The sequence below is a fragment of the Sapientia aquatica genome (assembly GCF_004358105.1).
Taxonomy (GTDB): domain Bacteria; phylum Pseudomonadota; class Gammaproteobacteria; order Burkholderiales; family Burkholderiaceae_D; genus Solimicrobium; species Solimicrobium aquaticum.
This window is the reverse complement of record NZ_SMYL01000011.1, coordinates 50523-76492: the sequence shown is the minus strand read 5'-3', so window position 1 is coordinate 76492 and position 25970 is coordinate 50523. Positions and strand designations below refer to the sequence as shown.

Below are 25970 nucleotides of genomic sequence, written 5' to 3'. Positions count from 1 at the left end.
AGCGAGCTAGTCCTATGCTAACGACGATGTCTGATTTTTTACGAGCTAACAACATTCACGAGGTCGAATGCGTCATTTCTGACATGACCGGAATCGCACGCGGCAAGATTCTCCCGCGCGATTTATTTTTGTCTGCCGGTGAAATGCGTTTGCCCAAAAGCGTCTTGTTGAATACCGTCGCTGGCGAGCAGCCAGATAACAATCCCTATGTCGGCCCCACCGATCCCGATATGATTTGCGTGCCCGACCCCGCAACAATACGCATCGTTCCGTGGGCGGTCGAATCGGTCGCTTTGGTGATCCACGATTGCCAAAACTTTGACGGTAGTCCGGTCAACTTATCGCCCCGAGCCGTGCTGCGGCATGTGTTGAATTTGTATCGTGAACGCGGTTGGAAGCCGGTTGTTGCGCCAGAAATGGAATTTTATTTGGTTGCCAAAAACAGTAATCCGCACGAACCCTTGACCTCGCCGCTAGGGCGCAGCGGCAAGCCAGAGATTGGGCGGCAATCGTATTCCATCGATGCGGTAAATGATTTCGATCCATTCTTTTTAGAATTGTCGTCGTTCTGCAATGCACATCAACTCGGTGTGGAAACGCTCATTCATGAAGCCGGTGCGGGACAGATGGAAATTAACTTTACCCACGGCGATCCGCTGGAGTTGGCAGACCAAGTGTTTTTGTTTAAACGCGCTGTGCGTGAGACAGCATTGCGTCACGGAATTTTTGCCACTTTTATGGCCAAGCCGATGGAGCAAGAACCGGGCAGCGCCATGCATATTCATCAAAGCGTGGTCGATGCGGTAACCGGACAAAATATTTTCTCAACCGCGGATGGTGCAGCGAGTCCATTGTTTTTCAATTACCTCGCAGGACTAGAGAAATATGTTCCGCAAGCGATGTTGTTGTTCGCTCCGTATGTTAATTCCTATCGTCGCTTATCGCGCTTTATGTCCGCGCCAACCAATGTGCGCTGGGGGTACGACAACCGCAGTTGCGGCATACGCATTCCTAATTCCAATGTCACCAATCGGCGCATCGAAAACCGTGTTCCCGGCGTCGACGTCAATCCCTATCTTGCGATGGCCGCAACGCTGGCTTGTGGTTATCTTGGTATGGTCGAAAACCTAAGCCCGTCCGCGCCAACCGCGGGCAGCGCAGAGCACGTGCACGATGAATTGCCGCGTAACTTGGAAGACGCCATCTCACGCATGCGCGCCTGCAAACCGTTGGGCGATATTTTGGGCCAGCTTTTTGTGCAAGCGTTTTGCGAAGTCAAGGAACTGGAATTCGCCACCTATAGCCGCGTCATCAGTTCGTGGGAACGCGAGCATTTGATGCTGTTAGTGTGATCAATTTATTTAGGAGCGATATTCCATGACTAACTCAACGGCGTCAAATTCAAACGTATCTTCAACCCTTTGCGCAGGTATTGATTGGCAGCGCGGGCAACAATTGCGCGAACAAGAACGTGCCACATTTCTAAAAAATAATCCTAAGTCGTGCGCATTAGCCGAGCGTGCTGGGCAACACTTATTATTCGGCGTGCCCATGCATTGGATGACCGATTGGTCCACGCCTTTTTCGCTCACGGTCAACACCGCAAACGGCGCGACACTAAGCGATGCGGATGGTCATCGCTATGTGGATTTTTGTTTAGGCGACACCGGCGCGATGTTTGGACATTCACCCGCGCCAGTTGCCAAGGCGCTGGCGAAACAAGCGAGTGAAGGTTACACATCAATGATGGCATCCGAAGATGCGGTAATCGTCGCCGAAGAATTAGCGCGTCGCTTTGAGCTGCCGGTGTGGCAGTTTGCATTAAGTGCCTCGGACGCCAATCGCTTTGTGATTCGCTGGATACGCGCCGCCACTGGTCGCTCCAAAATCTTGGTATTTAACGGCTGTTACCACGGCACCGTGGACGACGTATTTGTTGATTTGGTCGATGGAAAGCCAAAGCAGCGCGATAGTTTGTTGGGGCAAGTGACTGATCTCACGGCCAACACGGTGGTGGTGGAATTTAATGATTTGGTGGCATTGGAAAAAGCGTTGGCGCAAGAAGATGTCGCGTGCGTATTAGCAGAACCCGTGATGACCAATATCGGCATGGTCTTGCCAGCGCCGGGCTATTGGGAGGCAGCGCGTAAAATCATCCAGCGCTATGGCACACAATTGGTGATCGATGAAACCCATACGATCAGCTCCGGCCCGGGCGGTTATGCTGTGCTAAATGGCTTAAAGCCCGACGCGATCGTGTTAGGCAAACCGATAGGCGGCGGCGTACCTTGTGCGGTGTACGGATTCACCAAAGAACTAGCGCAACGAGTTGAACAAGCCAAGCGCCATGCGCCGCCCGGCCATTCTGGCGTCGGCACAACCTTGACTGCCAACATGCTGACCATGGCAGCAATGCGCGCTAATTTAACCGAAGTCATGACCGACGCCGCCTACCAAAAAATGTTGGCATTAGCTGGCCAGTTAGCCGTTGGTTTGCGTGCCGTGATCGCGGACAATAAGTTACCTTGGTGCGTAACCCAAGTCGGCGCTCGAACTGAATTCCAGTTTTGCTCACAGCCGCCAATCAATGGCAGCGCGGCAGAATTAATTCTGGACAGCGAGTTAGAAAAAATTGTGCATTTATTCTTATTAAATCGCGGCATCTTAATCACTCCTTTTCACAACATGATGTTGGTTTGTCCGCAAACCACCGAGGACGATATCGCCCATTTTTTAAATGTATTCAACCAATGCCTGCGGCTGCTAAAATCCGCCTAATTATTTTTCGCACTGAGGTCGCACTTTGCAAGAAGAATCCTTCCCAACACTGCAAGATAAAATTTACCAAACGCTGCGCCAGTGGCTTACGGTGGGTCGATTTTTGCCAGGTGAGCGGCTCAAAATTAGGCAGGTCGCGCAAGAGCTAGGTGTCTCGGTGATGCCCGTGCGCGCCGCATTACAACGACTGGCCGCCGAGGGCGGTCTGGTTAATATTCCCAACTGCGGCGTGATGGTGCCTAAGCTAAAGCGCGCCGAATTCGACGACATTTTGCAGATGCGGATTCTGCTCGAAGGGCAAGCCGCCGAATTAGGCACGTATCGCATCAGCCCAACCGACATGCAAATCATGCGCACATTAAACGAGCACATGGAGCAAGCAATTAAGCGCAATGATTTAAAAGGCTATCTCGATGCCAACGAAGATTTCCACGTTACGCTGTACCGCGCGAGCGGCTCACCGTTGCTCATGGAATTGATCGAAACGGTGTGGCTTAAAGTAGGGCCGATTTCAAATCAATTATTTGAAAACGAAAAATTCGCGCAAAAACTAAACGCCGCCCACGACGACGTAATGAGCGCCATAGAACAACGTGATGGCGCAGCTGTGCGTCGCGCAATCGAGCAGGATATGTTTTACGCGGGACAGTATTTACGCACGGTTTGTCATTGATGTAGGCCTAGTTAGGCATTTTCAAACCTGATAGTGATCACTGTTCCGGAATGCTCGTCCGAACCGATCGCCCCAACCGCAACGCGGGATTCAATATGTATCGTTCCACCCAATCCGACTACGCGCTCGCGGATACCAACTAGGCCGATACCGGCGCTGTCGTCATTCGGTGTAAAGCCCTTCCCATCGTCGCTAATTTGTAGTTGAACGAAATTGTCAGTTTCGCTTAATTGCAGAGTAATGTTGGCGTGGCGTGCTTGGGCGTGTTTGATTATGTTCGATAACGCTTCTTGGATAATGCGGTAAGTGGACATAGCCGTGGCATTTTTCATTCCAGTAAAATCGCCCTGAACTTGGCAACTAAACCGGCAGGAAGAATATGTGCTGTTGTAGCTTGTTACCATCTCTTCCAACGCACCCTGCAAACCCAACACATCCAGTACTTCAGGCCGCAAACGCCGCACTAACGAGCGACCATTGTCGTAGAGATTGCGCGCAATTTGCTTGATCGACAGGGCGTGTTCCTTGATTTTGGCTTGTTGTGGGTCGGCGGATTGGTCGCCGCTAAGGTCGATAATCCGTTGCGCTTGCAGACGTACTGTAATTAAAGAGGCGTTGAGTTCGTCATGAATTTCGAGGGCGATTGCTTTGCGTTCTTCTTCAACTATGGTCTGAACTTTTTGAATTAATTTACGCTTTTCGTCATTGGCTTTTAAGGCTTCATTACGTGATATTTCTAATTCCAGCGTGCGTTGACTGACTTTATTTTCGAGTTCATGAGTAGCTTGCTGTAAACTTTGCGCCATCTCTTTAATCGACGCTTGCAGCTCACCAATTTCACCACCGCCGGTCACGTCAATCTGAACCGGATATCGGCCGCCACGGATAGCGCGACATGCATCAATAAACGATTTAAACGAAGCCGACAGCGTGCGCGAAAACAGAATCGCTAAACCGCCACTCATTAATAAACCAAGCGCTGCTACGATTAACTCTAAGGCAAATCGGTGTTGTTGCTTTCGTTGCAAATCACTGGGCGACATCACAACATGTACAAAGCCAGCGATCTGCGTTGGCTTATTGCTGCGCGCTGGCTCATGCACGGGACTTTGTTCGAGCTTATTCCCGATAACCTCGATCCAAATCAAACTTTTTTTGATCGGCATATCAAATGCCTTCGGAAACAACTGATCTTTATCGTCGGACTGGCTATGCAAAATTATTTTTTTGTCCGCATCAAGAATGTCAATGCTGACAATGCTATGTTCCGATTGAATTAAGCTATCGAGCGTTAATCGTAAATCCGATAACCGACCCATCGCTAATTCATACTCGCTACTCTTGGCTAACACTTTCGAAATAATCTTGCCGCGCTCTTCGATTTCCTCATTAATTTCCCTCGAATACGACCAATACGAATGCCACACCAGCAAACAAAATAAATACGTCACCGGCAACAAGGTGATTAGCAGTAAGCGTTGACGTATGCTCCAATTATTCCAGTTGAAGCGATGCTTCTCCAAAGTAGTGAGCTTCATTGATTAGGCTTGAATTAAGCCGTGTTTGAGCGCCAACTTGGTAAATTCCGCCTGTCGTTGTACGCCTAATTTCTCTTTGATCGTTTGACTGATGTTGCTCACGGTTTTGATGGAAATATCGAGTTTGTCGGCAACTTCGGCATTGGTTAATCCTTCCGCGATATGCACAAAAATCGCCAATGCGCGGTTGTCCAATAAGGTTTGGGGCGATGTGTCTTTTTGAATTGATAGGCTAGCGAGCCGTTCGGCAATTAACGGTAAAAACACCAGTTCGCCCGCGTGCACCTTGCGCACTGCTTGGGCTAATTCTTCTGGATCGCAATCTTTGGTAACAAAGGCACGACCACCCAGACGGTAGGCTTCTTTGATAAAACTATCTTGATCAAATTGACTGAGGAAAATAATGCGTGCCGTTGGGTGGCTCTGCAGAATTGTTTTAGCTACATCAAAGCCGGATAGCTGCTCGCCAAAGCGAATGTCGATGATTGCCACATCCGGTAGCAATGCATTGAACTGTTCAACTGCATCGGCGGCCGTCCGTGCCTGGCCGATCACGTCAATATGGTGCCCCTCCAAGGACATGGCAAAGCCCGACATTACGATAGGGTGGTCATCGGCTAATAAAACGCGGATAGAGGTGATTTGGTCGCTCATCGTTATTCCAGTAATAGTGCTAGTGAAGAGAATTAATTATTCTGTACAAAGGCATCTTAGCATGTCGTATTAGGAAGGTTAACTAACTGTTGCCCGAAATTGCTTTTGCTTTAATGGACTGACGAAGGTTGGCCTAGTCTATTTGATTATTGTTTAAATGAGTTATATGGCTACTTTTTTATCTATAAATTGCGGTGAAATTAGAATTTTTGGGCCAATTCGTTGGTTTTGACTAAATATCGACGGCGATTGATCTCATTAAGCTGTTCGATTTTACAGATCGAGATTGTTTATTCGTTACTAAGTGTCGCAGTATTTGCTATTAAATGGTAATTTAAATGCTATTTAAAAGTAAAAATTATTCCAGAAAATAGTTTACTTATTTAATTTGGGGATATATATTTACTTCCAATGAGTAAATAAATTACTTATTTAAGGTAATAAAATTTCATATAGCGAGGAGATTAACATGAAATTTGCTCTGGATATTCAACCGCAACATCGTTCCATGACGAGTCTGATTGTTGTCGGTGCGATGCACATCGCCCTGTTTGCTGCTTTGATTTATGGTTTAAAAACTACCTCGATCGATGTTATTCGGCAGGAAGACGTAATCGTATTTCCGCCCAAACCTCTCCCTGATCCACCGCAGGTGGAACACGATCCGGTGAAATTAAAAGATCCTGTGACCCCAACGATCATTCCACCCGATTTACCACCTGTTGAAGTGGACCCAAACCGAGTCATTACACTGCCGCCACAACCGCCGCATACAAGCGGTGGCAACGAGATAGGTGGCAAAGAGGGTGGGGTTGGAATTGACGTGCCCGCAGCCGTATTCGTTGGCGCAGTGGTCGAAGCTAAATCGTGCGACAAACCGGAATATCCTCGCAACTCATTGCGTAACGGCGATACTGGCGTGGTGACGTTGGGATTGTTGATAGGCGTGGACGGCAAAGTGAGCGAATCGCGCATTGAACAAACCAGTGGCCACAAAGAGCTAGATCGCGCTGCGCTAGCTGGTTTGAGTTTATGTAAATTTAAACCGGCAACTCTTGACGGCAAAGCGCAGAAGAGTTGGGCAAAATTGCAGTACGCGTGGAATTTGGCGGACTGATTTTGTCATGCCACGTGCTTTTCTTAGCGATTTAAGCGAAGCTTAATACTAAAATTTTAGTTCTGATTTAGTTATGCACGGCGAAGGCGGCAATCCTAATCGAAATGCGCCGCCTTCGAGTTCCCGTCGTGGGTTTTTTAATGCGCCGCGCTAGTCTGAGCAATCCAGCGATCTACCTTAGCCTCCAACACCGACAAGGGCAATTGACCGTCGTTAAGCACAATCGCGTGGAAGGCCGGTAGGCTGAATTTGTCGCCTAATGCAGTGGAGGCGCGTGCGCGTAGCTGGGCGATTTTCATTGCGCCGATCTTATAGCCTAACGCTTGCCCTGGCCACGCCATGTAACGCTCGGTGGCATTTTTCGCCTCTGCTTCGCTGTAACCCAATGTATCGCGCATATATTGGATTGAGCGCTCGCGGCTCCAGCCTTGTGCGTGCATGCCGGTATCTACCACCAAGCGCACCGCGCGTAACATTTCGTCATTGAGGTGACCAAAATATTGCGCTGGATCGTCGTATAAACCCATTTCTTTGCCCAAGGTTTCCGAGTATAGCGCCCAGCCTTCGCCATAGGCGTTGATCCAGCTAAATTTACGGAATTCAGGTAGCGTCATTTCCATTTGCAGCGCGACTTGGAAATGATGTCCGGGGCGGCCTTCGTGCAAAAACAAGGTGTCAATTCCGGTGCTGTTGTATTCCTTCGGATCGTTGACCACCGCCCAAAATATTCCCGGGCGCGATCCATCTACCGCTGGGCCAGAATAATGCGCCGACGCGGTGGCGCGAGTTAGTTCAGGCTCCAAGCGCACTTCTAGTTTTGATTTTGGAATCAAGGAAAACAAGGCCGGCAATTTACTATCCAGCTTCATGTTGAGTTGGTTAAACACATCCAAAATTTCTTGCTCAGTCTTGTACGGATAAAACTGCGGTTGGGCAGCAACCCACGTTGGCAAACCAGACGCTGGGCCGTTGTAGCCTAACTTAGGTCCCAGCACAGCAAACTGCGCTTGGATACGCGCCACTTCTTTTAAGCCCGTTTCGTGAATTTGATCGGGCGTCATCGAGGTGGTGGTTTTATCGGCCACATACGTCGCATACCATTTTTGACCATTCGGCAGGGCGCTCCAGCCGGTGCTGGTTCGGCAGGCTGGCAAATATTCTTTTTCTAAAAATGTCGCCAAGCGCGCTAAGGCGGGATTTAATTTGCTCGCAATCACCGTGCGATAAGCCGCGCTCAACGCCTGTTTATCTGCGCTAGAAAAACTGGCCGGAAGGTTGGTGATCGGCGTGTAATAAATACTTTTCTCCGGCGTTGCACTGACCAAGTTTTTATATTGCGGCAGTGCTGAAACCAACAGCGCCTTAGGCTGAACCACGCCGCTACGCATGCCTTGGCGCATGTTGACAATTGCTTGATCGATCCACGCAGGTAATTGCGAAATCCGATTTAGATAAGCCCGATATTGCTGCGGCGTGTTAATCGGCTGATCACTACCGCCGCTGGCATAGTTGGCCAAAATAATCGGCATCGTATCCATCTGATGAATCGGTAATAAATGATCCGGGAAGGAACGGTACGACAGCGCAGTCTGTAAATAATAATCAAGAATCGCATAGTTAATTTGGTTCGGCGAATCCAACTGATCGCTGGATATGGCGTGCAGCTTATCCAAGAATTGTTGATAACGATTGAATTGCTTATTGCGCTCTTGCGGCGAAATACTCATCCCAATTTGATCGTCGAAACGATTATCACCCTGCGCGGTTGCATTCACCGGATCAAATTTAGCCACCGCTAAATAGTAGTCGGTCATCAATTGATTTAACTGAATCTGCGCAGCGGACGTGGTGGTGTTCTGGGTAACGGCGGCTGTTGGTGCTGACTCCGCCGTTTGTGCTGCCAGCGGCAAAGAAAAACTCAAGGCCGCTGTGAACATCGCTAGGCTGATTGCCGAGTTAATTTTGGTAAGGGGAAAAAAAGGTCTCATTTGTGCTTTCTATTGTTTGTTATTCGAGTTGGATTTTGGCGCTGACTTTGCGTGAATTTGGCAACGTTTGCCTTTGGCCGACGGCAATGAATTTATTCTAATTCAATCTAATTGCTTTGGTGTAACTAAATCGGCTTCTCATTAAAACTCGCGCAGCATAATCAATATGTGAATAACCTTAGTGCTAACTTAGCGTCAACTACTCGGATTTTAGTCGTCCTCATCGCCAACAGTGTTAGCCTGATAAATTGGGTTAAAATTTCGCGCCACCCTCCTTTGTAGACTTCTTTGTAGAAAGCCCGCCGTGCATCAATTCCACCTCAAAAAGTGGCTCAACTTAACGAGCATAGTGATTCTATTTTTCCTTGCTGGTTGTCAGACCACGATTAACCAAATGAACGATTGCAACACCGGCGATTGGCGCATGATCGGCAGTAAAGACGGTGCCGCAGGGTTGCCGCAAAAATTTTCTGACCGAGCGGATTTCTGTTCAAGAATGACCGACATGCGCGCCTCTCAAGGCTCAATGTCCCTGTATGTAGATGGTTGGAATGCGGGCAACCAACAATTTTGGTTTCAACTTGGGCGCGCCGACGGCCTTCAAGGTTTACCGGTCTCGCAATTTCAGCAACAGATACGCTCAGAAGTGGTCGTCAAAAATCAAACTCCCGTTCAATCCAATTTTTATGAAGACGGTTGGCGTCAAGGCAATCGTGATTTTTGGATTCAAGTAGGTAGCAATGATGGACGCGCCGGCAGGGTCGCTGACGAAAATGCCGCCCGCGCCGCTGTCAATGCGTTGGTAGGTTTTAATGCGGAAGGTTACCAACAAGGCTGGCAGAGCGGCAATTATTCTTACTGGGAGCAACAGGGCTATTTGGACGCGCACGCTGGTATCCCTGACAGTAATTTGCAGCAGCTAACAACGTCCGCGAAAAGTCGCAATCTAGTCGTGCGCCCAGATGCCTACCAAGCTGGATGGAATAGAGAAATCCCCGAATACTGGCGCAATCTAGGGTGGAACGACGCCGCATCAGGACGCGAATTCAATGGTCGCAAAGACGAAGCACAACGACGCGGTTTAAAAATTTACGAAGCTGAATATCGTCAACGCTGGGAGGCGCGACTCATTCAATATTGGACAGAAATCGGCACAGCAGACGGCTACGGTAAGCCCTATTTAATCGAGCAGCGCATTGCGGAAGCGCGTAGCTTGGGTTACTTCGTCATTGCTCAAACACGTGACATTTACAGCGCCGCATGGAGCCAGAAAAATGCCGAATATTGCACCCTAGAAAACGCCTTCGAATGGGGTAAACAAGGGCAGGGAATGGCAGTCTATGTGTGCGCCCCTGACTTGCAGAGAAAATTACAGCGGGCTTTATTGAGCGGACGCGACTATCAAGAACTGGGACGCAAGCTAAGACAAAATAGAGACGACTTCGACGACCAATCAAGGCGCTACCGCGACACCGAAGATCGCCTCAAACGCATCGAAGCAGAAATTAAGCGCAACCAAGACGACAAAAACCGCCCCGACAACAAAGAAAACGCCAACATCGACCGTCGCAACAACCGCGAACGCGATGATTTACGCGATGCGCTCGGCGAAATCCGCAGCCGCATCGACGAACTGAAGTCATGGGAATTCCGCTACCAACAACAGCGGGATCAGATTAAGCGGGATATTTATCTTTGATGTGGGGGGGAGTCGTTTAAAGCTTCCGAAACAAAAAATGCCGACTGATAAGGTCGGCATTTTTTGTTCGTAACTACCGCGATAAATTAAATATCGATGTTCCCAGCCCGCAGCGCATTCGATTCAATGAAGGCGCGACGTGGTTCTACTTCATCGCCCATTAATGTCGTGAAGATTTGATCGGCTGCGATCGCGTCTTCGATTTGGACTTTGAGCAAGCGGCGCACTTTTGGATCCATCGTGGTTTCCCAGAGTTGGTCTGGGTTCATTTCGCCTAGACCTTTGTAACGCTGTTTGGACACGTTGCGTTCGGCTTCGTCGCGTAACCAGAGCATGGCTTGGTGGAAGTCGCTGACGCTGGATTCTTTGGTGCGTTCGCCCTCGCCGCGGCGGATGAAAGCGCCTTCGCCTACTAAGCCTTTGAATGTGGCGGCGGCATTGGCTAAGACGCGGTAGTCGTTGCTGTCGATGAAGTCGGCGTCGATCGAACTTACGCGCACATTGCCGTGGTACATGCGTTCAATGCGCAGGCCGAATTTTTCGGATAACTCATCGGTGGTGACGATGGCTTTGACGCTGGAATCGTTGATGGCTGCGGTCATCGCGGCGGCTGTGGCGGCGGCGTTGGCGGCAGTGTCAAGTTGCAGTGTTACGCCGGTCATAATCGCGGTCAATGCGGCGCGGTCGATCATGCGGGTTAAGCGCATCATGATGGCGTTGGCCAGATTGTATTGGCGCACTAATTCGGCTAAGGCGTCGCCTTCGATAGGTGCTGCGCCAGTTGTTGGGATGAGTGCGGCGTTATTGAGCGCAACAGTCATCATGTAGGTGGCTTCTTCGGCGTCGTCTTTCAGATAACGTTCGTCGCGACCGGCTTTGACTTTGTACAGCGGTGGTTGCGCGATGTAGATGTGACCGCGCTCAACCAATTCTGGCATTTGGCGGTAGAACAACGTCAGCAGCAGGGTACGAATGTGGGCGCCGTCGACGTCCGCATCGGTCATGATGATGATGCGGTGGTAGCGCAATTTTTCGACGTTGAATTCGTCTGGACCGATGCTGGTGCCCAGCGTAGCGATCAAGGTGGTGATCTGTTCGCTCGATAGCATTTTTTCAAAACGGGCTTTTTCGACGTTGAGCACTTTACCGCGCAATGGCAGAATCGCTTGGAACTTACGATCGCGGCCTTGTTTGGCCGAGCCGCCCGCAGAATCCCCTTCGACGATATATAACTCGCACAGCGCGGGATCTTTTTCTTGGCAATCGGCCAGTTTGGCGGATAAGCCTAATCCATCCATGACCCCTTTGCGGCGCGTTAATTCGCGTGCTTTGCGAGCTGCTTCGCGCGCGCGCGAGGCTTCGACGATTTTGGTGCAAATGATTTTGGCGTCGTTCGGGCGTTCCATCAAATAGTCGCTCAAGGTTTTGGCGACGATTTCTTCGACCGGGCCGCGTACTTCGGACGAGACCAATTTATCTTTGGTTTGTGAGCTGAATTTTGGCTCAGGCACTTTGACTGACAACACGCAGGTTAAGCCTTCGCGCATATCGTCGCCGGTGACTTCGACTTTGGCTTTTTTGGCGTATTCGTGTTCATCAATATATTTGTTGATGACGCGCGTCATCGCAGCGCGTAAGCCCGTTAAATGGGTGCCGCCATCGCGCTGCGGGATGTTATTGGTGAAGCATAAAACTTGTTCGTTGTAGGCGTCGTTCCACTGCATGGAAACGTCAACGGTGATGTTGGTGCCTTGATCGGACATGCGTTCGCCGGTCGCTTGGAAAATCGTTGGATGCAATACGCTCTTGGATTTGTTGATGTATTCCACAAAGCCGCGTGTGCCGCCTTCAAACGCGAATAACTCTTCTTTGCCGCTGCGTTGGTCAGTCAATTTAATGCGCACGCCGTTGTTTAAGAACGATAATTCGCGGATCCGTTTGGAGAGAATTTCGTAGTGGAATTCAACGTGGGTGAAGATTTCTTCGTCGGCCCAGAAATGGACTTCGGTGCCGCGTTTGTCGGTTTCGCCGATCACTTTAATCGGGGAGCACAACACGCCGTCGATGGTTTCGAGTTCGCGATTTTGCGGAACGCCGCGCACGAAATCCATCGTGTGCACTTTGCCATCGCGACGAATGGTGAGCTTGAGTAATTTAGACAGGCCATTGACGCAAGACACACCCACGCCATGCAAACCGCCGGATACTTTGTAGGAGTTTTGATCGAACTTACCGCCAGCATGCAATTCGGTCATCACGATTTCCGCCGCGCTGCGTTTGGGATCGTGCTTGTCGTCTAACTTGATGCCGGTTGGAATACCGCGACCGTTATCGGTGATCGAGATGGAATTATCCGAGTGAATCGTGACGTTGATTTCGGTGCAGTAGCCAGCCAAGGATTCGTCGATTGAGTTATCCAGCACTTCAAACACCAAGTGATGTAAGCCGGTGCCGTCGGAAGTGTCGCCGATATACATACCTGGGCGTTTTCTTACCGCCTCTAGACCTTCAAGAATCTGAATGGAAGACGCTCCGTATTGGCTATTATCAACGCCAGGAGTATTCGCAGCTTGGGTAGGGGCTGGATTGGAATCGGGCAAAATCTCGGACATGGCTACCTTTGGTAAATTTAATTGTTTCTACAAATGAACAGCGAAACAGTCTTTGCAGCAGAAAAATCCTGCTGCAATCACAGCAAATAACAGTAAAAAATAAAACGACCGATGTTAAATACGCATAGGCATGACGACATATTTAAAGTCGTCTTGGCCTGGCACGGTAATCAACGCGGAGGAAGTCGAATCACCCAAGGCGATATTAATCTGATCGCATTTGAGGTTATTCAATACATCCAACAGATAGGTCACGTTGAAGCCGATATCGACGCTGTCGCCGTTGTAATCGATTTCGATTTCTTCGACCGCTTCTTCTTGATCGGCGTTGGTGGAACTCACCTTCATGCTGCCCGGTGTGATCACGCAACGAATGCCTTTGAATTTATCGCTAGTCATGATCGCGGCACGTTGCAACGAGCGCAGCAACGATTCACGGCCTATCGAAAAATTATGTACGTAGCCTTTTGGCACCACGCGGTTGAAGTCTGGGAATTTGCCTTCGACTAATTTGGAAATTAATTCGATGTCAGCAAAGTTCAACTTCACTTGATTGTTAGCGATATTGATTTGCACTGGCTCTTCGGTGTCTTCTAACAAGCGCTGCAATTCGATAATCGTTTTGCGCGGGATGATGACTTCTTGGCGCGCAAATTCTTGCTCGGTCGATACTTGGCAATACGCCAAACGGTGACCATCGGTGGCAACCGCAATGACACTATTACCATCAACGACCAACAACAAACCGTTCAAGTAATAGCGAATGTCTTGCTGCGCCATCGAGAAATGCACCATGTTAAATAAGTGCTTCAAAGTCTTTTGCGGCAAGCTAACGCTGGCGTTAAATTGTTCTGCGACGGCCACGGTTGGGAATTCTTCCGCTGCCAAAGTTTGCAGATTAAAACGTGATTTGCCCGATTGCACGGTCATGCGTTTGTTGGCTAGTGTTAAGGTCACTTCGCCTTCCGGCAAGGCGCGCAAAATGTCGAGTAATTTACGCGCAGCGACCGTTGTTGAGGCCGCTTCGGCACCAGAGCCAATCGCAGCGTTGGTGGTGATTTGGACTTCAATGTCAGTCGATAAAAATGACACGTTGTCGCCATCTTTGCGTATGAGGATATTGGCCAGAATCGGCAATGTGTGCCGACGCTCGACAATACCACTCACAATTTGCAAAGGGCGCAGCAGAGTGTCACGATGGGTTTTAACCAATTGCATAAGACTGTCCTCTAGTAATAGTAAAAGGATGAAAAACTAGTTTGCCGTGTGACCAACAAATTAGCCTTTCAGGGTTTGCTCCAACACGTGTAATTCATGGTTGCATTCCGGGTTCTTGCTCCGGTCTGCGGTAATCTTGCGGACTGCGTGTAAAACGGTGGTGTGATCCCGTCCACCAAATAATTCGCCGATTTCTGGCAAACTTTTTTGGGTTAATTCTTTGGCCAAATACATCGCGATTTGACGTGGCCGCGCAATGTTGGCGGGGCGACGTTTGGAATACATATCCGCGACTTTGATATTGAAAAAGTCGGCGACCGTTTTCTGAATGTTTTCTACCGAAATCTGACGATTTTGCACCGATAACAAATCTTTTAACGCTTCCTTGACCACATCAATGGTGATGTCTTTGCCGTGGAAACGTGAATAAGCCAAAATCTTGCGCAACGCGCCTTCAAGTTCACGCACGTTGGAGCGTAAATGCTTAGCCACAAAAAACGCCACATCGTCTGAAAACACCACGCCTTCTTGTTTGGCTTTTTTAAGCAAAATCGCGACGCGCATTTCAAGTTCAGGCGGCTCAATTGCCACCGTCAAACCTGAATCAAAACGTGAAATTAAGCGATCATCCATTCCAGTAATTTGCTTAGGATAGGTGTCGCTAGTGATGATGATTTGTTTCTTGGCCGCGATTAACGCTTCAAAGGCGTAGAAGAATTCTTCTTGCGTGCGGTTTTTGCCGGCAAAAAATTGAATATCATCAATTAACAATAAATCGAGCGAATGATAGTAACGCTTGAATTCATCAAAACCTTTGCGCTGATAAGCCGTCACCACGTCGCGTACATATTGCTCAGCATGTATGTAGCGGATTTTGGCATTCGGGTTGTCGAGCAAAATCTGATTACCAATGGCATGAATCAAGTGGGTTTTACCCAAACCAACGCCGCCATATAAAAACAGTGGGTTGTAAGACACGCCTGGATTATTGGCCACCTGAATCGCCGCCGCGCGTGCCAATTGGTTGGCTTTACCAGTGACGAAACTGTCAAACGTGAGGGCACTATTAATGCGACTTTGATCACGTTTAGGTGTTTCGATAATCGTTGTCGGGCGAACTTCTTCCGGTGCGCGCACTTCGTCGGGGCTCACGCCAATATCGACTGTTGGTGCGATGTCTTGGGTTGGCTTTTTGACGTTGGCTAAGCGCGGATCAAGAATAAATTGCACGTCAATTTCATGATCCCAAAACTGCGCTGCTAATTCGACAATCCGGCCAGCGAATTGGGTTTTGACCCAATCCAATTTAAAGCGATTTGGCGCAGCAATGCGCAACTTGCCCTCGGCATAGTCGATTGGGGTAAGTGGTTTAATCCATGCGCTAAATTGTTGAGGAGTTAATTCCTGCTCCAGTTGAGCGGAACATGCCTGCCAGAAATTTTCCATGAATCTTTATGAGTGAGTTGTATTGCGGTAAATCGAGGGTCAGGCAAAAAATCGCTTAATAATTCGTGACTTCATCTTACGAGCTTGTGTAAGCACCCAAGAGCGAGATTGAGTTGCTAACATTGTTATGTTTTGCGATGCGGCGCAATGCTCAGTGCAATGCGAAGCCCAATAAATAACAACGATCTGACACAAAATTCCAAACCGCTATTCTAACCCCGACCGGGAAAGTTATCCACAGGCTGGGCGACTATTTTTTTGTGTTTTCTTATCTAGTTTTCAATTTAAATTCTGCTGCACGGAGGAATTTATTCTTCTCCTAGGCATTGTTTTAATAATGCCGTCGGTAAACTAGTTTCGATTTCAACGATTGGGATATTGGTGGATGGTTTAATTGGCTTGTTGCTCGGGAAGTTTGTGTCGTTAGTGTTGTATTTATGTTGATTTTTGCTTTTGATGCAATAAACTTTTTCGCGCTGTTGCTTGTTAATTAGGCGCTGGGTCCAGCGCTGCCGAATGTTGGCGCTTGGGGGATGAGGTTTGCCAATAAGCTATTTCCGCTAGGCCGATTGATTTTATTTCTCTATTAATTGGCGCGCAGTGGCTACAAGTTTTTCACTCATTTCTCTTGACATAAAAGGGTGAAATGCTGTCTAATCGCAGGTTCTCTGCCTTTTGATTTATTTGTGGCGACAGACTCTGCGTGCTTCTCTAGGTTGTTTGTCAAGATATCAGAACGTCTGTTTAGGCTGTCAATATGTAAGTAAGTTGTGCAAATCGTGCAGCCGTCTTAGGTGAATAGTTAGAGTAGGCAGTGTGTAGTTGTAGAGCAGGTGAGTAATGCAGGCAAATTAAAAACCGCCGGTATTGTTCCAAGTCCCAATTTGAACCGATTTTTTTTGCTAGATTAGCGAGACCAACATGAAACGTACTTACCAACCTTCCGTTGTACGCCGCAAGCGCACTCATGGCTTCCGTGCCCGTATGGCAACCCGTGGCGGCCGTGCCGTTCTGAACGCACGTCGTGCTAAAGGCCGCAAGCGTTTAGCTGTATAAGTTCAGTGACAGTCAGCTAAGATTGCTTAGCTGTTTAAAGTAAAACCTAGCAAGCGCGACAGTTTTGCGTCAATTAAGTGGTGAGGTGCGATGAAGATTACTCCGACACTGCCCATTGTCCAAAATACCTTAGGTCGCCCTGCATAGTGATTACTGATTCCATGACTGGCAAATTTGAACGTACACGTCGTATCGTTAAAACGGATGAGTTTTCATCCGTTTTTCGTTTGCGGCCCGTGTTTAAGACAGAGCATTTGGTGCTGTATGTTCGCCCCAATTCATTGACCCACGCCCGTTTAGGTGTTGTGGCGGCCAAGCGCTTGGCGCCCAGAGCAGTTACGCGTAACACCGTCAAACGGGCTGTGCGAGAAGGTTTTCGCCAGTCTGAACTGCTGCGCTCACTTGGTTTGGATTGCGTGGTGCGCTTATCGAAAGCCGTGGGTAACAAGCAGCAACCGGCGTGCACGCCCGATATTCAAGCGCTGCTGTTCAATGAAGTGCTCAGTCTGTTTGCCATTCCTGCCAAGCTCAATAAAGTATTGGAAGCGGCGCGTGTGCTGGCCAAAGTTGAAACTAGCGCCGAATCGGTTTTAGCATCCGATGCACATAAAACGCTCAAGGCGGCAGAATGAAAACCATCCTGCTTTTTCTGCTGCGCGCCTACAAGCTCCTACTTAGCCCGTTTCTTGGGCAAAATTGTCGCTTTTATCCCAGTTGTTCCGCTTATGCTGATTTGGCAATCCGCCGCCATGGCGTGCTCAAAGGCTCTGTTTTTGCGGGCAAACGCTTGTGTAAATGCCATCCTTGGCACGAAGGTGGTGTTGATTTGGTGCCGGAAGCGGCTGGAGAGCGGGCGGCAGAGCCAGCAACCGACTCTGCAACAGACGCTAAAAAAGCCGCAGGAATGTAATTAGTACGCAGCAAACTAGATTAAAATTGGCGCGCTCTTGTTTTGGCGCACCTGATACCAATGTAGTAGCGCCGCTCAACAGCAGCGCACTGCCGCGCGCAGCCGAGTGAAGATGCGTGCACCGACTTAATACGGCTCGTACCCGATTTTTTAGTATCACGCAGCCGCACTACAACTGATTAGACATTTTTGGATAGCACTTATGAATAAGCGTATCGTTTTGTGGATAGTTTTCTTAATGTCGTTGCTGCTCCTGTGGGAGAACTGGCAGCGGTTTAATGGCCGACCGTCCATGCTTTTCCCAAGCACGACTCAAACTGTAGCAAGTCCCGCTAACGCAACGCCGAATTCCGCCGCCAAGGTCGATCCAGCCAATCCAGTTGCCACCGCTAGCGCTGTCGGCAGTCTGCCCGGCGCAACTCAGGCTGCACCAGTGCAAGGCGAAGTCATTACGATTATCACAGACGTTTTCAAAGCCGAAATTGATACGCTAGGCGGCGAATTGCGCTACTTAGAATTGTTGAAGCAAAAAGACGGTGCCGATACTTCTTTCGGTGCTGGTTGGAAATCCATGATTTTCCACAAAGACGCGCCAACGCAAGTGCATAACGTGGTGCTATTCGATAAAACCGATAAGCGCACTTATTTAGCGCAAACTGGTTTGTTGGGTAATTTGCCTAACCATAAATCGGTATTCGTAGCCAAGCCGGGTCTGCGTACCTTGGATGATGCTGGTCAAGTCCAATTGGTGCTGGAAGCCGAACAAAATGGCGTTAAGTTAGTAAAAACTTATACCTTCAAAAAGGGTTCGTATTCGATCGATTTAACCCACCAAGTTATCAATCAAACTGCTGCGCCAATTACCCCAGCGGTCTACATGCAGTTAGTACGTGATGGCGGCAAGTTGGAAAGCGAATCGCGTTTCGTCAGCTCCTTTACCGGCCCTGCGATTTACACTGAAGAAGAAAAATTCCACTCCGTCGCGTTCGACAAAATCGAAAAAGGCTCAGACAGCCACGCAACCAAAGCCGACAACGGTTGGTTTGCGATGATCCAGCACTATTTTGTCTCGGGCATTATTCCGCAAGACAAAGTGCAGCGCGAAATCTTTACCAAAAAAGTTGATACCAATTTATATGCCGTCGGTAACATTTTGACGATGGCGCCAATCGCGCCGGGCGCATCCGAAACTTTGGATGCCAAGATTTATTCTGGCCCGTTGGTCACCTCGATTTTGGATCAAGTTGCGCCTGGATTTAATTTGACCAAAGACTACGGCTGGACCTCGATTGTGGCGAAACCCGTGTTCTGGTTGATGAACGAAATCCACACTATTTTGGGCAACTGGGGTTGGACGATTATCGTCTTGACCATCGTGATCAAATTAGCGTTTTTCCCACTGTCAGCGGCCAGCTTCCGCAGCATGGGTAAGATGAAATTACTTACGCCAAAAATGACAGCGATTCGTGAGCGCTTCAAAGACGATCCGCAAAAAATGAATCAAGCCATGATGGAGTTGTACAAAACCGAAAAGGTAAATCCATTGGGCGGTTGCTTACCGATCTTGATTCAAACGCCAGTATTTATGGCTTTGTATTCGGTGGTATTAGCCAGCGTTGAATTGCGTAACGCGCCGTGGTTAGGTTGGATTCAAGATTTGTCGACACCCGATGGCTTCTTAATTTTGCCGATTTTGATGGCGGTGTCGATGTTCATTCAAACTAAACTCACCCCAGCGCCTGCTGATCCAATGCAAGCCAAAATGATGATGATCATGCCATTAGTATTCTCGGTGATGTTCTTCTTCTTCCCATCGGGTTTGGTGTTGTATTGGGTAGTCAACAACGTATTGTCGATTGCACAGCAATGGGTAATTACTAAAAACATGGCTGTGGCTAAGTAACAATTCACACCGTTTGTGTAGGTTTAACAAAAAAGCCCGTATCGTTGACGGGCTTTTTTGCGTTTTGTACTTTTAAGCTAGGCCAACTAAACGTAGACTAAAGTGTTGCCGTTGCGCTAGAGCCAGCTAAACCAAGTTAGTTAGAAAAATAGTGACCATATGATAAATAGCGATTCCTCCCCCATTGCAGCGATTGCCACCGCCCCCGGACGCGGCGGTATCGGTGTTGTGCGCGTCTCTGGCGCTGAATTAACTCCTTTGATTACTGCTTTGTTTCCCAATGTGACTCTACAGGCACGCCACGCAACGTATTTGCCGTTCTTGGATGCGGACGGCAGTGTCATCGATCAAGGTTTGGCGCTGTACTTTAAAGCGCCGCATTCCTACACCGGCCAAGATGTGCTGGAATTGCAAGGACATGGCGGTCCAGTGGTGTTGCAAATGTTGCTGGCGCGCTGTTTGGAAGCCGGCAAAGAAATGGGTGTGCGCTTAGCGCAACCGGGCGAATTTACTCAACGCGCTTTCTTAAATGACAAACTCGATTTGGCGCAGGCTGAAGCGGTGGCAGATTTGATCGAGGCTTCGACGGAAGCAGCGGTGAAATCGGCCTCGCAATCGTTATCCGGCGCGTTCTCCAAAGTGATCCACGAGTTGGTTGATCAAGTGGTGCAACTGCGAATGTTGGTTGAGGCGACCTTGGATTTTCCTGAGGAAGAAATTGATTTTTTAGAAAAATCCGACGCCCGCGGTCAGCTTAGTCGGATTCAATTAGCGTTGAAAAAAGTCCTCGATCAAGCGTCTCAAGGCGCGATGTTGCGCGATGGGTTAAATGTGGTGTTGGCTGGTCAGCCCAATGTCGGCAAATCATCCTTGCTCAATGCCCTAGCCGGAGACGATATTGCGATTGTGACGCCCATTGCTGGAACCACGCGTGACAAAGTGGTTGAGACGATTCATATCGAAGGCGTGCCGCTGAATGTAATCGATACCGCAGGAATCCGCGATTCGCTCAATGAAGACGCGATTGATGTGGTCGAGCGCATCGGTATTCAACGCACCTGGACGGAAGTGGCCAAGGCCGACGTAATCTTGCATTTAATGGATGCCAGTCGTGGCCCAACGCGTGAAGATGAATTGATTACTGAGCGTTTTTCGCCTGACATTCCGGTGATTCGGGTGTGGAATAAAATCGATTTGTCTGGTCATCAAGCCGCGGTTGATGTGTTACCCGATGCGATCCATATTTACCTCTCAGCCCACGAGCATATTGGCATCGATTTATTGCGCGCCCAATTGTTGAAAATTGCCGGATGGGAGCAAACTGGTGAGTCGTTGTATTTGGCGCGTGAGCGTCATTTGCATGCACTACATTTAGCCAGCGATCATTTAGACAACGCGGCGTATCATGCCGAGCAAACCGACCAAGCGCTCGATCTGTTTGCCGAAGAATTGCGTTTGACCCAAGATAGTTTGAACAGCATTACCGGAGCGTTTAGTTCGGATGATTTGTTGGGCGTGATTTTTTCCCGTTTTTGTATAGGAAAGTAAAACCGCGTCTCCGTAAAACTACTTACTGTTAAGCTGCAAAAATTGGCATAGAGTAACTCCGTTGTAGAGCTTCGATGCTTTTACCTTTAAATAGAGGTGGTTATGAAAACGAAATTAATGAAATTTATCCAATTAAGCATTCTCGGCGCGTTATCGGTCAGTTTAACCGCCTGCGTCGTCGCACCGCCGCAGCCAGTTGGTTACCGCATGACCAGCACAGTGTTGCCGACTTACATCAACGGACAATATGTGGGTATGCAGCCGAATGCCTATGCATTGCCGCAAGGCCAAGCGCCGATTCCTACCCAAACGGCACAAACACCTGCTCCCCCAACGACCGGCCAACAGCAAGTTGTGGTGCAGCAACAAGCGCCGGTATATATCCAGTCGCCAACTCCTTCCGTGGTCTATATCCAAGCACCTACCCCGGTATATACCTACAACCCGTATTATTATCAACCAGCCTATGTTGATCCTTGGTACGGCTTTCCGGCTGGGGTTGGTTTAGGGATTGGCTTTAGCTACTACCGCGGTTGGGGTCATGGCTGGCATGGAGGATGGCGCCGTTGATTTTTTAACCGCCACTTGATTGCTAAGTTAGTTGATTAAATTTAGTTTTTAAGAATAGAAAAAGCCGCCAAGAACTAATCTGGGCGGCTTTTTTTTATCGTGGAATACGAACTAGCTATACGCAGTATTTAATTGATTGTTAGGCGAATTTATCCAGCAATGCGGCCAAATGTTGGGCTTTGAGCGTGGCGTCTTCCACGTTTTGCGCTCCTGCGGTATGGCTGACCAAGGCGCTGGTTAGCATGGTGATAAAGGCGCGGTCCATTGCTTTTCGCGCAGCAGCCATTTGTTGTGCAATGCCATCGCAATCGGATTGGGCGGCTGAATTAGCGACTAACTTTTGGATGCCGCGTAGTTGACCTTCGATGCGCGCTAAACGGTGCATTAAATCTTTTTTTTGTGCTGCAGTGAGTGCGGTTCCTGCAACAATTTTCAAGGGGGTATCTGACATGATGACGTCCTTTCGCATTGTCTAAGGGGGATGGGCAAACCCATCGATACTATGCTGAGTATGCTAGCACCAAAAATCCCCGATAGACAGCACCACCTTTACTTTTTCGCGGCGAATTCCTGTTTTGCCGCAAACTGCTTATATCCATTGGCACGTAACACACAGGCTGGGCAGCTTTCGCAACCATAGCCCCAGTCGTGGCGCTTGCCACGTTCGCCCAAATAGCAGGTGTGCGTACCAACACGAATCAGATCAATCAACGCATCGCCACCTAAGGTTTGCGCCAATTCCCAAGTCTGCGATTTATCTAGCCACATTAATGGCGTGGCGATATTGAGTCGGCTATTCATGCCCAAGTTGAGCGTGACTTGCAGTGATTTAAGCGTGTCGTCGCGACAATCGGGGTAGCCTGAAAAATCCGTTTCGCACATGCCGCCGACCAGCACATCAAGGCCGCGTCGGTAGGCTAGCGTTGCCGCCACGGTTAAAAATAGCAAATTGCGACCGGGGACAAAGGTGTTAGGTAGACCATTTTCTTGCATCACGATTTCAATATCCGAGGTCATGGCGGTCTCTGAAATCGACGACAACAGCGACAGATCAATCATGTGATCTGGCCCTAAACGAGTCTCCCAATGCGGTTGCAACTCAATGATCTTCTCGCGTAGATTCGGTCTGACGGTTAGCTCAATGTCGTGCCGCTGGCCGTAATCAAAACCGATTGTTTCGACCCGCTCAAAATGTTCCAGCGCCCAGGCAAGGCAAGTGGTGGAATCTTGTCCGCCAGAAAAAAGAACTAAGGCTGATTTGTGCATGCTTATTCCTTTATGAGTTATTTTTGAGTCGATCTAGTACTTGGTCAATGGTGTCGCCGTCCGCATCGCTAAATTTGATGCGCACTGGATACCATTCCATGTTGGGTGCTAGCCAAATATCAAGGCGCTGGCCTTTGGAATCTGGCGGCGGCGCTTTGACGATATGTACCGTTGCGACATTACCCAGCGGTGTGGCAAGCGTTATTCCTTCGGCTACGGTGAAAGTCCATTTTTCGGCATCGTGGCGACCCGCGACAAAAAATTCCCAGCTTGATCCTTCGGTAAATTGTTGTGGGGCGGCGCGTGCAACAGCGATCAATTGCCAGATTGCGCTAGTTCTATCTTGCTCGCCACCTTTGATTGGATACGTGTTGCCAGAATCGGAAAAACTAATGCTTTTCGCCTTGCGATTAAACACGGCGTGCATGGTCGTTTTGTTGGCGGGCTTTTCGTCGTATTGATCGGGCGCTAAGCCAAATGAATCAATATTGCCGCGGCTATCGGCTTGCAATATTTTGCCAAACATGGCGGCTTTGGTCTCGGTCGTCACCAGATAACGTTGGGGAGCTTTGTCGCCACTTACTTGCCAATTCACGTCGGCTTCGCCAGCCAAGGAAATGCCGAATTTATTGGCCTTAATTTGATAATGCAATTGCGCCGATGGCGCTGGATTGGTCGCGTAATTGCTGCTTGGATGATCGTCAGCCATCGCGTTGACGGTGACAAAAAAGCCGAGTGCGAATAGTGCTTTGGTGATCTTGGATTGGGTGGCAAACATTATGATTTAAGTCCTGCAATAATTTTACGAATTGTTTGGGTAGTGATGGCGCCGTTACTTTCGGTATTACGAATTTGTACCGGCAGCCAGTTATAGCTTGGCGCAAACCAAATATCTAAACGCGAAGAATACACGCCCGGACGGGGAGGCCTAACGACGTGCCAAGCTTCGATGCGGCCTAATTTGGTCTCTATCGTTTCTTGGTCAATGACGATGAATTGGTAAGGGTTGGCTTCCTTTTCTTCGGCTACTTGAATGGTGATTTCTTTTCCTTTACTAAATTGCGCTGGGTCGGCATTGCCGATGCTAGTGAGCTGCATCAACACGGTGGCTTTATCTTGCGCTCCGTCAGTCATTGGCAAAACGGCGCTGGTCGCCGAAAAACTAATTGTGTTGCTATCGTAATTGAAATGTGTCGCGGTTGCTGAGCGACCGCGGCGCGATTCTGTGGTGGTGCGCGGCTTAACGCCGGTATCGGCCAAACTGCCTTCGCTATCCATACTGTATAAACGCACGGTGGTGAACAATAGGTTGACTCCGACTTCAATATGCATTTTGTAATTACTATCGTCGTGTTCCCAGCGGATTTCGCCAGCGCCATAGTATGGATTGGCAACGTTGACTTCGGTACGTACCACGTCGAGTAAATAACTCGCTGGCGGCGGTGGTAATGTTTTTAGGGCTGGTGGTGCTTCAGTTTGTGTTGCAATGCTTGGTGCGGCAATTGTTGGGGTGCTGGCTTCCACGGCAGGCGTGCTTGCTGTGGACCGGATTTGGGTCGGCTCGTTGGAGGTGGCGGGTTCGGGTGATGGACTTGGCTGCGCTGTGACTACCGGTTCGGTGGGTTTTTGCGGCAGCGGTTGGGATTTTTTGATCGGAGCCGCTTTGCTAGGCGACTTTTTTGCTGCAACAAATTTACTCGGAGTGGCCGCATGAAATTGGATTGGAACAATGATATTCGGCGCTGGCAAGATCGGTCGATTGACGCTGATCAGGTTTAGCAGCATCCAATGCGCTAAAACGGTTAGAGCAATCAGGATTGGGCGACGTATATTCAAAATGGAGTTAATCGAAAGTCAGGTGGCTGAAATTGTGCTTGAATTGAATCGCGGTGCTTCTCTAAAATCTCGATTTTTCGAGAGTGTAAGTGTATACGTTTTCCGTTATTTAATGGCGTGCTGCATGGTTTGCCATGACAAGCACGTTAAATGTAATGTACAGTCAATTATGGCAAGATTGAATTTTGTAACGGACTGTTTTTAGCCCCATTTCTTAGGAGAGTTACTCATGTCGCAAACACCCGGATCGAACGACGCATTCAACGATAGTTTGAATTTTGTAAAAAAATTGTGGGGCGGTATGCATGTGCCAGGCATGGGCGGTAATTCTGGCTCGCCGGTGGGTAACTTGGGCAATATGCAAACATTGCAGGGCATGGCCTTACCGTCGATGTCGGTCGAAGATTTGGACAAGCGCATCCAAGATTTAAAAACAGTCGAAACCTGGCTGAACGTCAACATGACCATGTTGCGCAGCACGATACAAGCGTTAGAAGTCCAACGCGCCACCATTGCGACGCTGCATTCACTGAGCTCAACCATGGCTGACACGATGAAAGGCATGGGCGCTGGCGCAGCGAATAATCCGTTTGCTAGCTACATGGCGCAGGCCAATGCGGGCGCTGAGACGGAGCCTCCAGCCGATGCTGCCGCTTCTGCAGCGCCAGTCGAAGCCGGTTCTGAGAGCAGTTCCGATGCAACAAAAACTGAAAAAGCAACCGAGGTATCGCCGCTAATTAGTCAATCGGCCGCATGGTGGAGTGGCGTACAGGAGCAATTTAAGCAAGCCTTGGGCACCGCTTTGGAGAAGAGTGCGGCTAATTACGACGCGATTAAATCGGTCAGTGAAACCGTTGCAAAGAATAGCGCCTCACAGTTTAAGGCGGCCGCGAAAGCGAAAGCGCCAGTAAAAGCATCGTCTAAAGCACCTGCTAAAGTAGCAACTCGCGCTGCAAAGGCCGCCAAAGCAGCCGCCAAAACGCCCGCCAAAGCGGCGAGAAAAGCGCCTGTTGGCAGCGCAGCCAAGGCCAAAACAGTTGCCGCGCCAGTTCGTCGCGCTACTAAATAGTCGCTTGATGCTGAGTGCAGAAAGAACCGCGTTGAGCGCGCCGCTTAAGTAGCTCGCTAGCCGCCGGTTTTTCTGCGCCAACCATTCCA

Annotated in this window: 22 protein-coding genes; 12 read left to right on the top strand and 10 right to left on the bottom strand. The window is 49.1% G+C overall.

Annotated elements, in window-relative coordinates; genetic code table 11:
- Positions 1–14 precede the first annotated feature (14 nt).
- Genes E2I14_RS16415 through E2I14_RS16405 form a run of 3 tightly spaced genes read left to right on the top strand, consistent with a single transcriptional unit; the run spans position 15 to position 3451 of the window.
- Positions 15–1352, top strand: a complete 1338-nt coding sequence (locus E2I14_RS16415; RefSeq protein WP_133330535.1) for a glutamine synthetase family protein — start codon at positions 15–17, stop codon at positions 1350–1352.
- Between the two features lie 25 nt (positions 1353–1377).
- Positions 1378–2778 carry an aspartate aminotransferase family protein gene (locus tag E2I14_RS16410; RefSeq protein ID WP_133330533.1) on the top strand — a complete coding sequence of 467 codons (1401 nt, stop codon included), beginning with the start codon at positions 1378–1380 and terminating at the stop codon, positions 2776–2778.
- 25 nt (positions 2779–2803) lie between these two features.
- A complete protein-coding gene (locus tag E2I14_RS16405; RefSeq protein ID WP_133330531.1) occupies positions 2804–3451 on the top strand; it encodes a GntR family transcriptional regulator in 648 nt (215 codons plus the stop codon).
- Positions 3452–3462: 11 nt separating this feature from the next.
- Here E2I14_RS16405 and E2I14_RS16400 read toward each other — a convergent pair whose 3' ends face one another.
- Positions 3463–4989 (bottom strand): ATP-binding protein, encoded by a 1527-nt coding sequence (locus E2I14_RS16400; protein ID WP_133330529.1) that lies wholly within the window; start codon positions 4987–4989, stop codon positions 3463–3465.
- A gap of 3 nt (positions 4990–4992) precedes the next feature.
- Positions 4993–5643 (bottom strand): response regulator transcription factor, encoded by a 651-nt coding sequence (locus E2I14_RS16395; protein ID WP_133330527.1) that lies wholly within the window; start codon positions 5641–5643, stop codon positions 4993–4995.
- Between the two features lie 469 nt (positions 5644–6112).
- Between E2I14_RS16395 and E2I14_RS16390 the strand changes: the two genes are divergently transcribed.
- The gene (locus E2I14_RS16390) at positions 6113–6760 is read left to right on the top strand and encodes an energy transducer TonB (protein ID WP_133330525.1); all 648 of its coding nucleotides are present in this window, start codon (positions 6113–6115) and stop codon (positions 6758–6760) included.
- A gap of 137 nt (positions 6761–6897) precedes the next feature.
- Here E2I14_RS16390 and E2I14_RS16385 read toward each other — a convergent pair whose 3' ends face one another.
- A complete protein-coding gene (locus E2I14_RS16385) occupies positions 6898–8748 on the bottom strand; it encodes a DUF885 domain-containing protein (protein ID WP_227544771.1) in 1851 nt (616 codons plus the stop codon).
- Between the two features lie 394 nt (positions 8749–9142).
- Between E2I14_RS16385 and E2I14_RS16380 the strand changes: the two genes are divergently transcribed.
- Positions 9143–10447: a DUF2799 domain-containing protein gene (locus E2I14_RS16380; protein WP_133330523.1), complete on the top strand. Its 1305-nt coding sequence runs from the start codon at positions 9143–9145 to the stop codon at positions 10445–10447.
- A gap of 86 nt (positions 10448–10533) precedes the next feature.
- On the opposite strand, the gene gyrB is transcribed toward E2I14_RS16380, so the two are convergent.
- The 3 genes from gyrB to dnaA all read right to left on the bottom strand — a co-directional run bounded on the left by gyrB (position 10534) and on the right by dnaA (position 15723).
- Positions 10534–13059, bottom strand: a complete 2526-nt coding sequence (gyrB, locus tag E2I14_RS16375; protein WP_133330521.1) for a DNA topoisomerase (ATP-hydrolyzing) subunit B — start codon at positions 13057–13059, stop codon at positions 10534–10536.
- Between the two features lie 114 nt (positions 13060–13173).
- On the bottom strand, positions 13174–14277 hold the full coding sequence (dnaN, locus tag E2I14_RS16370) for a DNA polymerase III subunit beta (protein WP_133330519.1): 1104 nt from the start codon (positions 14275–14277) through the stop codon (positions 13174–13176).
- 60 nt (positions 14278–14337) lie between these two features.
- Positions 14338–15723: a chromosomal replication initiator protein DnaA gene (gene dnaA / locus E2I14_RS16365; protein WP_133330517.1), complete on the bottom strand. Its 1386-nt coding sequence runs from the start codon at positions 15721–15723 to the stop codon at positions 14338–14340.
- 921 nt (positions 15724–16644) lie between these two features.
- Here dnaA and rpmH point away from each other — a divergent pair.
- The 6 genes from rpmH (at position 16645) to E2I14_RS16335 (ending at position 21710) form a co-directional block, all read left to right on the top strand.
- Complete coding sequence (gene rpmH / locus E2I14_RS16360; protein ID WP_057289000.1) at positions 16645–16779, top strand: 50S ribosomal protein L34; 135 nt, start codon at positions 16645–16647, stop codon at positions 16777–16779.
- Positions 16780–16940: 161 nt separating this feature from the next.
- On the top strand, positions 16941–17411 hold the full coding sequence (gene rnpA, locus E2I14_RS16355; protein ID WP_133330515.1) for a ribonuclease P protein component: 471 nt from the start codon (positions 16941–16943) through the stop codon (positions 17409–17411).
- The gene (gene yidD / locus E2I14_RS16350) at positions 17408–17689 is read left to right on the top strand and encodes a membrane protein insertion efficiency factor YidD (RefSeq protein WP_133330513.1); all 282 of its coding nucleotides are present in this window, start codon (positions 17408–17410) and stop codon (positions 17687–17689) included. The genes rnpA and yidD overlap by 4 nt, the downstream gene beginning before the upstream one ends.
- Positions 17690–17891: 202 nt before the next feature.
- Positions 17892–19592: a membrane protein insertase YidC gene (yidC, locus tag E2I14_RS16345; RefSeq protein ID WP_133330511.1), complete on the top strand. Its 1701-nt coding sequence runs from the start codon at positions 17892–17894 to the stop codon at positions 19590–19592.
- Between the two features lie 162 nt (positions 19593–19754).
- The gene (mnmE, locus tag E2I14_RS16340) at positions 19755–21140 is read left to right on the top strand and encodes a tRNA uridine-5-carboxymethylaminomethyl(34) synthesis GTPase MnmE (protein ID WP_133330593.1); all 1386 of its coding nucleotides are present in this window, start codon (positions 19755–19757) and stop codon (positions 21138–21140) included.
- A 102-nt stretch (positions 21141–21242) separates the two neighbouring features.
- Positions 21243–21710, top strand: coding sequence for a hypothetical protein (locus E2I14_RS16335; protein WP_133330509.1), 468 nt, complete (start codon positions 21243–21245; stop codon positions 21708–21710).
- A gap of 139 nt (positions 21711–21849) precedes the next feature.
- Here E2I14_RS16335 and E2I14_RS16330 read toward each other — a convergent pair whose 3' ends face one another.
- From E2I14_RS16330 to E2I14_RS16315, 4 genes are all read right to left on the bottom strand, one after another.
- Positions 21850–22161 (bottom strand): metal-sensitive transcriptional regulator, encoded by a 312-nt coding sequence (locus E2I14_RS16330; protein WP_133330507.1) that lies wholly within the window; start codon positions 22159–22161, stop codon positions 21850–21852.
- A 98-nt stretch (positions 22162–22259) separates the two neighbouring features.
- Positions 22260–22976 (bottom strand): 7-cyano-7-deazaguanine synthase QueC, encoded by a 717-nt coding sequence (gene queC / locus E2I14_RS16325; protein ID WP_133330505.1) that lies wholly within the window; start codon positions 22974–22976, stop codon positions 22260–22262.
- 10 nt (positions 22977–22986) lie between these two features.
- Entirely contained in the window at positions 22987–23754 is a 768-nt protein-coding gene (locus E2I14_RS16320) for a DUF3108 domain-containing protein (RefSeq protein WP_133330503.1), read from the bottom strand.
- Positions 23754–24761, bottom strand: coding sequence for a DUF3108 domain-containing protein (locus E2I14_RS16315; protein ID WP_133330501.1), 1008 nt, complete (start codon positions 24759–24761; stop codon positions 23754–23756). The genes E2I14_RS16320 and E2I14_RS16315 overlap by 1 nt, the downstream gene beginning before the upstream one ends.
- 280 nt (positions 24762–25041) lie before the next feature.
- Between E2I14_RS16315 and E2I14_RS16310 the strand changes: the two genes are divergently transcribed.
- A complete protein-coding gene (locus E2I14_RS16310) occupies positions 25042–25881 on the top strand; it encodes a PhaM family polyhydroxyalkanoate granule multifunctional regulatory protein (RefSeq protein WP_133330499.1) in 840 nt (279 codons plus the stop codon).
- Positions 25882–25970 lie beyond the last annotated feature (89 nt).

Excerpts from the sequence above, each read along its gene's own strand:
- E2I14_RS16415 (WP_133330535.1), top strand. The coding sequence starts at position 15 with ATGCTAACGACGATGTCTGATTTTTTACGAGCTAACAACATTCACGAG.
- E2I14_RS16410 (WP_133330533.1), top strand. The coding sequence starts at position 1,378 with ATGACTAACTCAACGGCGTCAAATTCAAACGTATCTTCAACCCTTTGC.
- E2I14_RS16400 (WP_133330529.1), bottom strand. The coding sequence starts at position 4,989 with ATGAAGCTCACTACTTTGGAGAAGCATCGCTTCAACTGGAATAATTGG.
- E2I14_RS16395 (WP_133330527.1), bottom strand. The coding sequence starts at position 5,643 with ATGAGCGACCAAATCACCTCTATCCGCGTTTTATTAGCCGATGACCAC.
- E2I14_RS16390 (WP_133330525.1), top strand. The coding sequence starts at position 6,113 with ATGAAATTTGCTCTGGATATTCAACCGCAACATCGTTCCATGACGAGT.
- E2I14_RS16385 (WP_227544771.1), bottom strand. The coding sequence starts at position 8,748 with ATGAGACCTTTTTTTCCCCTTACCAAAATTAACTCGGCAATCAGCCTA.
- E2I14_RS16380 (WP_133330523.1), top strand. The coding sequence starts at position 9,143 with ATGAACGATTGCAACACCGGCGATTGGCGCATGATCGGCAGTAAAGAC.
- gyrB (WP_133330521.1), bottom strand. The coding sequence starts at position 13,059 with ATGTCCGAGATTTTGCCCGATTCCAATCCAGCCCCTACCCAAGCTGCG.
- dnaN (WP_133330519.1), bottom strand. The coding sequence starts at position 14,277 with ATGCAATTGGTTAAAACCCATCGTGACACTCTGCTGCGCCCTTTGCAA.
- dnaA (WP_133330517.1), bottom strand. The coding sequence starts at position 15,723 with ATGGAAAATTTCTGGCAGGCATGTTCCGCTCAACTGGAGCAGGAATTA.
- rpmH (WP_057289000.1), top strand. The coding sequence starts at position 16,645 with ATGAAACGTACTTACCAACCTTCCGTTGTACGCCGCAAGCGCACTCAT.
- rnpA (WP_133330515.1), top strand. The coding sequence starts at position 16,941 with ATGACTGGCAAATTTGAACGTACACGTCGTATCGTTAAAACGGATGAG.
- yidD (WP_133330513.1), top strand. The coding sequence starts at position 17,408 with ATGAAAACCATCCTGCTTTTTCTGCTGCGCGCCTACAAGCTCCTACTT.
- yidC (WP_133330511.1), top strand. The coding sequence starts at position 17,892 with ATGAATAAGCGTATCGTTTTGTGGATAGTTTTCTTAATGTCGTTGCTG.
- E2I14_RS16335 (WP_133330509.1), top strand. The coding sequence starts at position 21,243 with ATGAAAACGAAATTAATGAAATTTATCCAATTAAGCATTCTCGGCGCG.
- E2I14_RS16330 (WP_133330507.1), bottom strand. The coding sequence starts at position 22,161 with ATGTCAGATACCCCCTTGAAAATTGTTGCAGGAACCGCACTCACTGCA.
- queC (WP_133330505.1), bottom strand. The coding sequence starts at position 22,976 with ATGCACAAATCAGCCTTAGTTCTTTTTTCTGGCGGACAAGATTCCACC.
- E2I14_RS16320 (WP_133330503.1), bottom strand. The coding sequence starts at position 23,754 with ATGTTTGCCACCCAATCCAAGATCACCAAAGCACTATTCGCACTCGGC.
- E2I14_RS16315 (WP_133330501.1), bottom strand. The coding sequence starts at position 24,761 with ATGCTGCTAAACCTGATCAGCGTCAATCGACCGATCTTGCCAGCGCCG.
- E2I14_RS16310 (WP_133330499.1), top strand. The coding sequence starts at position 25,042 with ATGTCGCAAACACCCGGATCGAACGACGCATTCAACGATAGTTTGAAT.